Consider the following 9,755-nt stretch of genomic DNA (forward strand, 5'->3'; position numbering starts at 1 on the left):
ACAGTCCTGCGCGCCGGGACCGGGGAAGATGACCGCCCAGGGCGCATCCGAGGGCCGCCCCCAGAGCTCGGCATTGACGAAATTCGCAAGCCGTCCGAAGAGCAGCCCCGGCGGCGTCGCCAGCGCCATAAGGTCACCCGCCTGCATCAGCGGGATCTTCTGACGCCACAGGTAGAGCCCGCCCGCGATCACCACGCCCAGGAAGCCGCCATGGAATGCCATGCCGCCCTGCCACAGCAGAAGGATCTCGGCCGGGTTCTGCAAGTAATAGGCAGGCTGGTAAAACAGCACATAGCCAAGACGACCGCCCGCGACGATGCCGATGATGATCCAGGTCATCAGCCCTTCGAGCTGTTCCCCGCTCATGGGAGCGTGGTCGCCCGGCCAGAGGCGCGCGCGCCGGATCGTGAGCAGCGCCATCCGCCAGCCCAGGAGGATGCCCGCGATATAGGCCAGCGCATACCAGCGCAGGGCGAAGTCGAACCCGCCCACCGAGATCGAGAAAAGCTCGGGCGAGAGGTTCGGGAAGGGGATCGCGGCAGGCAGCATCCGGGGCCTCTGGTCATGGGGTCGGGCCTTGGATGGCTGGCCCCTGCGGCGAAGTCAACCTTGATGCCGGGGCCGAGGAGGGCCATATGGGGGCCAGAGATCAGGAGGCCCGCCGATGCAGACCCGCAACAAGATCATGGAAGACATCTCGCAGCTGATGACCAACGCCATGGGCGTGGCCCAGGGCGCCAAGGACGAGGCGGAAACCGCCATGCGCTCGTTCATGGACCGCTGGCTGGCCGATCGCGATTTCGTCACCCGCGAGGAGTTCGATGCCGTGCGCGCCATGGCCCAGAAAGCCCGCGAGGAAAACGAAGCGCTCAAGGCGCGCATCGCGGCGCTGGAGGCGACTGCGCAGGAATGATGCGCGGTTCAAGGGGATCGACGCCTGCGGCGCCGATCCCGGAGGGCTGCGCCTCTGCCCCCGCTGGCGCGGGAGCCTCGGCACAGCCCCTGGGGGCCAGCCCCCAGACCCCCGGGATATTTTCGGAACAATGAAGGGATGGGGGATTTGCCCCGGTTGCCCGAGGGTCCGTTTGCCCGGTTTTCAAGGGAAAATAGGTTCTTTGTGAATAACTTGCCCTCGGGGCGAGATTCCTGTGGATAGCTCGTTGCAGGCCGGATTCGATCCTCGACTCCGCAAGTTTATCCTTTACAGCTTCCCTCATTGGCTCCACCATATCTGGTATGGGGTCGGGCCTGCCCCGGCGACCCATAGTCAGACACCCAGCTTCTAGTGGGTTGTTTTGGCCCTCGGCCAAGCGCTCGCGAAGCTGCCAACAAAAAGAGGCCTGGGCAATGTCGCTGAACGAGCAGTATATCGAGGTCGACGACCTCCACCCCATCGATATCGTCGAGACACTGGCGACCCATCACGAATGGGATTTCGACCGTGTTGCGGATGACCAAATCGCCATGGCGATCGAGGGACAATGGCGGACCTATTCCGTCACCCTCGCCTGGTCGGCCTATGACGAGACGCTGCGCATGATCTGCACCTTCGACATGGAGCCGCCGGAGGACAAGCTACCGGCGCTTTACGAAGTGCTGAACCTGACCAATGACAAGTGCTGGGCCGGGGCCTTCAGCTACTGGCACGCACAGCGGTTGATGGTCTATCGCTACGGGCTGATCCTGGCGGGTGAGCAGATGGCGAGCCCCGAGCAGATCGGCTGCATGGTCGAAGCGGCGGTGCTGGCCGCCGAGCGCTACTACCCGGCGTTCCAGCTGGCCTGCTGGTCGAACAAGAGCCCCGAAGAGGCGATGCAGGTCGCCATTGCAGAGAGCTACGGGCGCGCCTAACCTCGCCGGCGATGCATGGCAGGTGCCCTGCGGCCCACGGGCCGGGGTGCACCGCCGCAACCGCCGGGAGAGGACATGAATTTCAACGAGATCGAACGCCGCGGGCTGGTGATGCTGGGCTGTGGCAAGATGGGCCAGGCGATGCTGGAGGGCTGGCTTGCGGGCGGGTTGGCGCCCGGCTCCGTCTGGGTGCTGGACCCGCATCCCTCGGACTGGGTGCGCGCGCAGGGGCTGCATGTGAACGAGGGACTGCCCGACAGCCCCGCCGTGGCCATCGTCGCGGTGAAGCCGCAGTTCATGGCCGAGGCGCTGCCGCCGCTGCAACCGCTTGGCGGGGGGGCGACGCTGATCGTTTCGGTCGCCGCGGGCACGCCGATTGCCTATTTCGAATCGATCCTGGGGGCAGGCACCCGCGTGATCCGCGCGATGCCCAACACGCCCGCCGCCGTGGGCAAGGGGATCACCGCGATCATCGGCAACGGGGCCAGCGGGGTGGGTGATCTCGACATGGCAGAGGGGCTTCTGTCGGCCGTGGGGCAGGTGGTGCGCCTGGCACACGAGGACCAGATCGACGCGGTCACCGGCGTGTCGGGCTCGGGGCCTGCCTATGTCTTCTACATGATCGACGCGCTCGCCGCTGCCGCGCGGGCCGAGGGACTGCCCGAGGAGATGGCGATGCAACTGGCCAAGGCCACCGTGGCCGGCGCGGGCGCGCTGGCCGAGGCCGCGGCGGACAGCCCCGAACAGCTGCGCATCAACGTGACCAGCCCCAACGGCACCACCCAGGCCGGGCTGGAGGTGCTGATGGCGGAGGAGACCGGCCTGATGCCGCTGATGCGCGCCACCGTGGGGGCGGCCACCAACCGCTCGAAGGAGCTGAAGGGATGAGTGACGAGATCAGCTTCGACGATTTCCTCAAGGTCGATATCCGCGTGGGCGAGGTCGTCCGCGCCGAACCATTCCCCGAGGCGCGCAAGCCTGCGATCAAGCTTTGGGTCGATTTCGGCGGTGCGTTGGGGGTCAAGAAAAGCTCGGCCCAGATCACCGCGCATTACGACCCGGAAAGCCTGATCGGCAAGCAGGTGATGGCGGTGGTGAACTTCCCGCCTCGTCAGATCGGGCCGGTGATGTCGGAAATCCTGGTGCTCGGCCTGCCCGATGAGACGGGCGAAGTCGTGCTGATCGGCCCGGACCAGGCGGTGCCCAAAGGGGGGCGGATGCATTGAAACTGCTGATTTCCCGCCGCCTGCCCGAAACGGTCATGGCCGCCGCCGAGGCACGGTTCGACGTGACCTGTCGCACGACCACGCAGCCGATGACCCATGCGGACTGCGTGGCGGCGCTGGCGGACTATGACATCGTGCTGCCGACGCTTGGCGATGCGTTCCGGGCCGAGGCTTTCGCCGCCGTGCCTGCGCCGCGCTGTAGATTGCTGGCCAATTTCGGGGTGGGCTATAACCATATCAACGTGGCGGCCGCCCAGGCCGCTGGTGTCGCGGTGACCAACACGCCGGGCGCGGTGACCGATGCGACCGCGGATATCGCGATGACGCTCATCCTGATGACCGCGCGGCGCGCGGGAGAGGGCGAGCGGCTGGTGCGGGCCGGGCGCTGGCAGGGCTGGCACCCGGTGCAGATGCTGGGGCTCCACCTCACGGGCAAGACCGTCTGCGTGATCGGCATGGGGCGCATCGGCCAGGCCATTGCCCGGCGCTGCCATTTCGGGTTCGGCTGTCGGATCGTCTACGTGAACCGATCCCGAAAGGCGGTCGATTTCCCCGCCGAGCAGATGGGGATGGAGACCGCACTGGGTGTGGCGGACGTGGTCGTGCTGGCGACGCCGGGCGGGGCGGAGACGCATCACCTTGTGGAGGCGAAGGCCTTTGGCGCGATGCAGAGCCACGCGATTTTCGTGAATATCTCGCGCGGGGACGTCGTGGATGAGGCGGCCCTGATCGCGGCCCTTCAGGCCGGTAGCATCGCGGGGGCGGGGCTCGATGTCTACGAGTTCGAACCTGAGGTGCCGGAGGCGCTGCGCGCGATGGAAAACGTGACGCTGCTGCCGCATCTGGGCACGGCGGCGCTGGAGGTGCGCGAGGATATGGGGCGGATGGCGCTGGACAACGCGATCGCCCATGCCGAGGGGCGGGCCCTTCCCAACCCGGTCTGAGCGCTCATGACGGGTTTCGCCGCCTTCGGCGTCGACCCGTGCGAGGGGCGCTGCCCCTCGCGCTCCCCGAGGTATTTTCACAAGGAGAAGGGCAGAAGGCGTGCCGATCTGGCCTCCGGGGGGACCCCTGGGGCTGACTTTCCGCTCTTGAAGGGAAGGGCAGGGAGCCCAGGCTATCCTGCACAAAGGGGGGGCGGCGCCGCCCGTTGGGGCATGCGCGGCGAGAGGGTCTGGCGAAGCTTCTGGCGCCTTGCCCGGCGGGCCCCTTTTCGTGAGGCAGTCATCGGGTCGGCGGACCGGGCCACGCTTGGAGAATCGGTTAACCGGCGTTCAGGGTGGCAGTCCGGGGTTAAGATCGGGTTAGCGGCCGCCAATTCCCAAGGCTTGCGCCTTCGCATCGTTGACGGTGCGCCTAGTGATCCCCCACCGCTTCGCGCCAATGCACCCGGCACAGCGAGACGTAGCGATCATTGCCGCCGACCTCGATCTGGGCCCCCTCGCGCAGGGCCTTGCCGTCCGCGCCCACGCGGATCACCATCGTGGCCTTCTTTCCGCAATGGCAGATCGTGCGGACCTCTCGCATTTCGTCGGCCAGCGCCAGGAGCGCCGCCGAGCCGGGAAAAAGCTCGCCCTGGAAATCGACCCGCAGACCGTAGCACATGATCGGCACGCCGAGATCGTCGACGGCGCGCGCCAGCTGCCAGACCTGGTCCTTGGTCATCCACTGGGCCTCGTCCACCAGAACGCAGGCGCAGGGGCCCTCGGCCAGGCGGGCCGCGATCTTGGCGAAGAGATCGTCGGTCTGGGTATAGGTGTCGGCCTCGGCCGAAATACCGATGCGGCTGCCGATCTGGCCCTTGCCGGCGCGGTCGTCGAAATTCGCGGTCAGCAGGTAGGTCTGCATGCCGCGCTCGATATAGTTGTACGAAGCTTGCAGCAGCAGGGTCGATTTCCCTGCGTTCATGGTCGAGTAGTTGAAGTAAAGCTTGGCCATGAGAAGGATTTGCCCCAAGCGGCCCGGCGGTGCAAGACTGACCGTGGAAGGAGCCCGCATCGCATGTCCAACGCGCCTGTCTTCGAGATCGACCCCAAGGCCTTCTGGGCTGACCCCTACCCGGCGCTGAAACGGATGCGGGCCGAGGCGCCGATTGCCTATGTGCCGCAACTGGGCGCAACTCTGATCACCCGGCGCGACGACATCTTCACACAGGAAAAGCGGATCGACGTGTTTTCCTCGGACCAGCCCGAGGGGCTGATGACCGTTCTGATGGGCCAGAACATGATGCGCAAGGACGGGGCGGATCACGCGGCTGAACGCAAGGCGGTCTTCCCCACGGTCTCGCCCAAAACGGTGCGCGATGTCTGGACGGCGCAGTTCCGGGCGCGCACGGCTGAGGTGCTGGACCGGATCGCGTCGCATGGCAGGTGCGACCTGGTAAAGGACTTCGCGCTGCCGGTCTCGGGCGAGGCGTTGAAGGCGATGACCGGGCTTACCAACATGAGCTACGCGGAAATGGACCGCGTGAGCCAAGGCATGATCGACGGCTGTGCGAACTATGCGGGCGACCCGGAAGTCGAAGCCAATTGCCATGACTGCACCGGCTCGATCGACCGGCACATTGACGACCGGATGCCGCAACTCCGGGAAACCCCGGACCACTCGCTGCTTTCCGTGCAGATGCAGGCGGGGCTGTCCGACGCGCAGATCCGGGCCAATGTGAAGCTGGCCATTTCCGGCGGCCAGAACGAGCCGCGCGACGCCATCGCCGGGGCGGCCTGGGCGCTGCTCACCCATCCCGAGCAGCTGGCGATGGTCCTTGCGGGCGAGGCCAGCTGGATGCAGGCCTTCGAGGAATACGCGCGCTGGATCAGCCCGATCGGTATGTCCCCGCGCCGCGTGGCCCGGCGAGACACGGTCAATGGCGTGACCTTCGAGCCCGAGGATCGGGTCTTCCTCATGTTCGGATCGGGCAATCGCGACGAGAGCGTTTTCGCCCGGCCCGATAAGTTCGATATCACTCAGGACGCAAGCGCCTCGATCGCTTTTGGCGCGGGTCCCCATTTCTGCGCCGGGGCCTGGGCCTCGCGCGCGTTGATCGCCGATGTGGCGCTGCCGATGCTTTTTGAGCGCTTTGCGGGCCTTCGCCTGTCACCTCCCGAAGCGGCGCGTTTCGGGGGGTGGGCGTTCCGGGGACCGCTGTCCGTGCCGGTTGGGCTTGGCTGAAAGCCCTTGTTTTATTCGCCCTTGAACTTTGGTTGATGGATCTACTTTTAACCGAAGCTATCAACTTTGTGTGACTTGGCTTAGCCAAGGCTTGCCTCAAGCAGAGTGTCGTTTTCATCCTCCCGGCGACAGGGAATTTCTTAAGGGGATATTCATGGTGGTTTTGTCCGGTCGCTGCCTGTGCGGCGATGTTCGATGGACAGCGTCAGGCTCCATGAAGTGGAAGGCTTGCTGTCATTGCGAAAGCTGCCGCCGGGCGACCTCGGCACCGTTTGTGCCACTCTTTGGTATCGACAATGACAAGCTGCAATGGGACGGGCCGGTCGCCGTGTTCCACTCCTCCGAAAACGTCGAGAGGGGGCACTGCCGGAATTGTGGTACGGCGCTTTTCTATCGCAACGATCTGCGCTGGCCGAACGAAACCCACATTCCCGCCGTGACCCTGGACGATCCCTCCACTTACGAACCAAAGGCGCATGTCTATTACGAAGAGCGGCTGCCCTGGCTGGAACTGCGCGACGGGCTGCCCAAGTTCATCGGTACCGGCGATGACGGCAAGCGCCCGCTGACCGATGACGAGGCGCACGCGCCCGAGCGCAAGGCGGGCTAGCCCTGCGGGCAAACGGGCTCGGTTGACAGAAAACGCTGGCGGGATGGCCCGGTTTGCGGCAGCCTTCGGGGCACGAACCGAAAGGACCCGACCATGGCCCAGAGCGCTGCTGTTGCCGCCCATCCCAACATGTCTCATTGGCAGGAACGCGTGGACCTTGCCGCCGCTTTCCGCTGGACGGAGCGGCTGAACTTTCACGAGGCCGTCGCCAACCATTTCAGCCTCGCGGTGAACGAGGATGGCACGCGCTTCCTGATGAACCCCAACCAGGTGCATTTCCGGCGGATCAAGGCCTCGGACCTGCTGCTTCTGGATGCCAATGACCCCGACACGCTGGACATGCCCGGCGCGCCCGACCCAACGGCCTGGGGCCTGCACGGGGCGATCCATCGCCGCTGCCCACATCATCGCTGCGCGATGCATGTGCATTCGATCCATGCCACGGTTCTGGCCAGCCTTGCCGACAGCACCCTGCCGCCCATCGACCAGAACACCGCAACCTTCTTCAACCGCTACGTGGTGGACGAACATTTCGGCGGGCTGGCCTTCGAGGACGAGGGCGAACGCTGCGCGGCCGCGCTGCAAGACCCGAAGAAGAAGGTCATGATCATGGGCAATCACGGCGTCATGGTCCTTGGCGACAGCGTCGCCGATACTTTCAACCGGCTCTTCTATTTCGAACGCGCGGCAGAAACCTATATTCGTGCGCTTCAGACGGGCCGCCCGCTTCGGGTGCTCTCCGACGAGATCGCGGAAAAGACCGCGCGCGAGATCGAGACTTATCCGGGCCAGGCCGAACGGCACATGGCGGAACTGAAGGCCATCCTCGAGGACGAAGGCTCGAATTACGCGAGCTGAGCCTGCCGCATCAGTCAGGAGACATGAGCCCATGAGCGACACCGGCGACATGGAGGGGATGAGCCGTGAGTGGAACTACCACCCGGACCTGCCCCTGCACGACCCCTCGATCTTCCGCTGGCCGCCCGATCCGGGCTTTCTGGCGCGATGGTTTGCGCGCAATTGGCTGACCCTGTCGGAACGGGTGATGATGGTCATCGTCTCGGTGGCGTTGTGGTATTGGGCCTATCCGTCGCTCGATCGCGCGCAGGAGTTTGCCCTTGGCTGGATCGCGCAGGTCTGGGCGGTGAATTTCGCCATCATCTTCCTGACTGCGGGCGGGCTGCACTGGTTCTTCTACATGCGCAAGGGGCAGGGCAAGCGGCTGAAATTCGACCACCGCGATCAGGCGAAGGGCAATGCGCTGTGGAATTTCCGCAACCAGGTGCATGACAACATGTTCTGGTCGCTTGGGTCCGGCGTATTGCAGCTGACCGGGTTTCAGGTGGTGGTCATGTGGATGATGGCCAATGGCTATGCGCCGGTGATCAGCTTTGCGGACAACCCCATCTGGTTCGTGCTGGCGCTGATCCTGCTGCCGATCTGGTCGGCCTTCCATTTCTACTGGGTGCATCGGCTGCTGCATGTGCCGGTGCTCTATCGCTACGTCCATTCGCTGCATCACCGAAACGTCAATATCGGCCCATGGTCGGGGTTTTCCATGCACCCGGTGGAGCATTTTCTCTACCTGACCACGCTGCTCATTCACTGCGTGGTGCCGAGCCATCCCATCCACCTCATCTTCCACGTGGTCTATCAGGGGCCGGGGGCTGCGATGACGCATACCGGGTACGAGGACCTGCTGATCCGCGACAAGCGTCGGTTGGCGCTGGGGACCTTCTATCACCAACTGCACCACCGCTATTACGAGTGCAATTACGGCAATCAGGAAATGCCATGGGACCGCTGGTTCGGCACCTTCCATGACGGAAGCGCCGAGGGCACGGCAGAAACACGGGCGCGCAAGAAAAGGATGCACGCGAGGTGAACTGCCTCTTCCTGATGGTCGATGAAATGGCGTGGTGGGCCTTGGGGTCCGCCTCGTCACTTGGTGCAAAGACGCCGATTATCGACGCGCTCGCCGCCCGCGGGATGGTCTTCGACGCGGCCTATACGCCCTCGCCCATCTGCGTGCCTGCGCGCGCCGCCATTGCCACGGGGCGGGACGTGCACGAGACCGGCTACTGGTCCTCGGCAGAGCCCTACGACGGTGCGGTGCCGTCCTGGGGGCACCGGCTGCGCGCGGGCGGGGTAGAGGTCGTGTCCATCGGCAAGCTCCATTACAGGGGTGAACGCGACGACACCGGGTTCGACCAGCAGATCCGGCCGCTCCATGTGCACGAGGGCAAGGGCTGGCTGCTTGGCCTCCTCCGCCGCCCGGTGCCGCGCTATGATGCAACCGCCGGGCTGGCCGAGGAACTTGGGGAAGGCTGGACCGACTACACGCGCTACGATGAGCAGGTGGGCGAAGCCGCCTGCGCGTGGCTGGAGGATCCCGCGCGGCACGCGCGGCCCTGGGCGGCCTTCGTGTCCTTTCTCAGCCCGCATTACCCGCTGATCGCGCCGGGGGAATTCCTGTCGCTCTACGATCCAGCCGATTACATACGCCCGGCGGACCCCGTCCCCGACCACCCGATCCTGCGAGAGATTGCCGGGTTCTTCGCCCATGACCGTCATTTCACGGATGAGACTCGGGGGCTGGCCCATGCGGCCTATCGCGCCCTGTGCAGCTTCGTGGACGATCAGGTTGGCAGGGTTCTGGCGGCGCTGGAGGTGAGCGGGCAGGCGGAGGACACGCTGGTCATCTTCACCTCGGACCATGGCGACATGATGGGGGAAAAGGGCTTCTGGACCAAATCGGTGATGTATGACGGCGCGACCCGCGTGCCGCTTGTGCTGGCGGGGCCGGGGGTGGCGCCGGGGCGCAGGACAGACCCAGTGAGCCTGATCGATATCGCGCCGACGCTGTCCGAGGTCATGGGGCAGGGGGGCGAGGGTTTCTC

At 65.3% G+C, this 9,755-nt stretch carries 12 protein-coding genes; 10 read left to right on the forward strand and 2 right to left on the reverse strand.

Annotated features, from left to right (window positions below; translation table 11 throughout):
• The coding region (gene lgt / locus ACEQXV_RS08775; protein WP_370268819.1) for a prolipoprotein diacylglyceryl transferase at positions 1 to 546 on the reverse strand (546 nt) is incomplete at its 3' end.
• A gap of 118 nt (positions 547 to 664) precedes the next feature.
• Here lgt and ACEQXV_RS08780 point away from each other — a divergent pair.
• The 5 genes from ACEQXV_RS08780 to ACEQXV_RS08800 all read left to right on the forward strand — a co-directional run bounded on the left by ACEQXV_RS08780 (position 665) and on the right by ACEQXV_RS08800 (position 4,021).
• The gene (locus ACEQXV_RS08780) at positions 665 to 913 is read left to right on the forward strand and encodes an accessory factor UbiK family protein (RefSeq protein WP_370253029.1); all 249 of its coding nucleotides are present in this window, start codon (positions 665 to 667) and stop codon (positions 911 to 913) included.
• A 434-nt stretch (positions 914 to 1,347) separates the two neighbouring features.
• The gene (locus tag ACEQXV_RS08785; protein ID WP_370253027.1) at positions 1,348 to 1,851 is read left to right on the forward strand and encodes a YbjN domain-containing protein; all 504 of its coding nucleotides are present in this window, start codon (positions 1,348 to 1,350) and stop codon (positions 1,849 to 1,851) included.
• Positions 1,852 to 1,926: 75 nt separating this feature from the next.
• Entirely contained in the window at positions 1,927 to 2,739 is an 813-nt protein-coding gene (gene proC, locus ACEQXV_RS08790) for a pyrroline-5-carboxylate reductase (RefSeq protein ID WP_370268807.1), read from the forward strand.
• The gene (locus tag ACEQXV_RS08795; RefSeq protein WP_370253023.1) at positions 2,736 to 3,077 is read left to right on the forward strand and encodes a tRNA-binding protein; all 342 of its coding nucleotides are present in this window, start codon (positions 2,736 to 2,738) and stop codon (positions 3,075 to 3,077) included. Before proC ends, ACEQXV_RS08795 begins: the two co-directional genes overlap by 4 nt.
• A complete protein-coding gene (locus tag ACEQXV_RS08800; RefSeq protein ID WP_370268809.1) occupies positions 3,074 to 4,021 on the forward strand; it encodes a 2-hydroxyacid dehydrogenase in 948 nt (315 codons plus the stop codon). Before ACEQXV_RS08795 ends, ACEQXV_RS08800 begins: the two co-directional genes overlap by 4 nt.
• Positions 4,022 to 4,433: 412 nt before the next feature.
• Here ACEQXV_RS08800 and ACEQXV_RS08805 read toward each other — a convergent pair whose 3' ends face one another.
• Positions 4,434 to 5,015, reverse strand: coding sequence for a thymidine kinase (locus ACEQXV_RS08805; RefSeq protein ID WP_370268811.1), 582 nt, complete (start codon positions 5,013 to 5,015; stop codon positions 4,434 to 4,436).
• A gap of 63 nt (positions 5,016 to 5,078) precedes the next feature.
• Between ACEQXV_RS08805 and ACEQXV_RS08810 the strand changes: the two genes are divergently transcribed.
• From ACEQXV_RS08810 to ACEQXV_RS08830, 5 genes are all read left to right on the forward strand, one after another.
• Positions 5,079 to 6,245 (forward strand): cytochrome P450, encoded by a 1,167-nt coding sequence (locus ACEQXV_RS08810; RefSeq protein ID WP_370254600.1) that lies wholly within the window; start codon positions 5,079 to 5,081, stop codon positions 6,243 to 6,245.
• A gap of 214 nt (positions 6,246 to 6,459) precedes the next feature.
• Positions 6,460 to 6,855 (forward strand): GFA family protein, encoded by a 396-nt coding sequence (locus ACEQXV_RS08815; protein ID WP_370268813.1) that lies wholly within the window; start codon positions 6,460 to 6,462, stop codon positions 6,853 to 6,855.
• Between the two features lie 93 nt (positions 6,856 to 6,948).
• On the forward strand, positions 6,949 to 7,713 hold the full coding sequence (locus ACEQXV_RS08820; protein ID WP_370268815.1) for a class II aldolase and adducin N-terminal domain-containing protein: 765 nt from the start codon (positions 6,949 to 6,951) through the stop codon (positions 7,711 to 7,713).
• A 31-nt stretch (positions 7,714 to 7,744) separates the two neighbouring features.
• Positions 7,745 to 8,740, forward strand: a complete 996-nt coding sequence (locus tag ACEQXV_RS08825) for a sterol desaturase family protein (RefSeq protein ID WP_370268817.1) — start codon at positions 7,745 to 7,747, stop codon at positions 8,738 to 8,740.
• On the forward strand, positions 8,737 to 9,755 hold a 1,019-nt coding region (locus ACEQXV_RS08830), incomplete at its 3' end, for a sulfatase-like hydrolase/transferase (RefSeq protein WP_370268818.1). The genes ACEQXV_RS08825 and ACEQXV_RS08830, both read left to right, overlap by 4 nt.

The sequence above is a fragment of the Nioella sp. genome, assembly GCF_964229645.1.
Classification (GTDB): domain Bacteria; phylum Pseudomonadota; class Alphaproteobacteria; order Rhodobacterales; family Rhodobacteraceae; genus Nioella.

What these genes read in the sequence shown, in the direction of transcription:
- ACEQXV_RS08820 (WP_370268815.1), top strand. Translation starts at nt 6,949, where the DNA reads ATGGCCCAGAGCGCTGCTGTTGCCGCCCATCCCAACATGTCTCATTGG.
- ACEQXV_RS08815 (WP_370268813.1), top strand. Translation starts at nt 6,460, where the DNA reads ATGAAGTGGAAGGCTTGCTGTCATTGCGAAAGCTGCCGCCGGGCGACC.
- ACEQXV_RS08810 (WP_370254600.1), top strand. Translation starts at nt 5,079, where the DNA reads ATGTCCAACGCGCCTGTCTTCGAGATCGACCCCAAGGCCTTCTGGGCT.
- ACEQXV_RS08825 (WP_370268817.1), top strand. Translation starts at nt 7,745, where the DNA reads ATGAGCGACACCGGCGACATGGAGGGGATGAGCCGTGAGTGGAACTAC.
- ACEQXV_RS08805 (WP_370268811.1), bottom strand. Translation starts at nt 5,015, where the DNA reads ATGGCCAAGCTTTACTTCAACTACTCGACCATGAACGCAGGGAAATCG.
- proC (WP_370268807.1), top strand. Translation starts at nt 1,927, where the DNA reads ATGAATTTCAACGAGATCGAACGCCGCGGGCTGGTGATGCTGGGCTGT.
- ACEQXV_RS08785 (WP_370253027.1), top strand. Translation starts at nt 1,348, where the DNA reads ATGTCGCTGAACGAGCAGTATATCGAGGTCGACGACCTCCACCCCATC.
- ACEQXV_RS08795 (WP_370253023.1), top strand. Translation starts at nt 2,736, where the DNA reads ATGAGTGACGAGATCAGCTTCGACGATTTCCTCAAGGTCGATATCCGC.
- ACEQXV_RS08780 (WP_370253029.1), top strand. Translation starts at nt 665, where the DNA reads ATGCAGACCCGCAACAAGATCATGGAAGACATCTCGCAGCTGATGACC.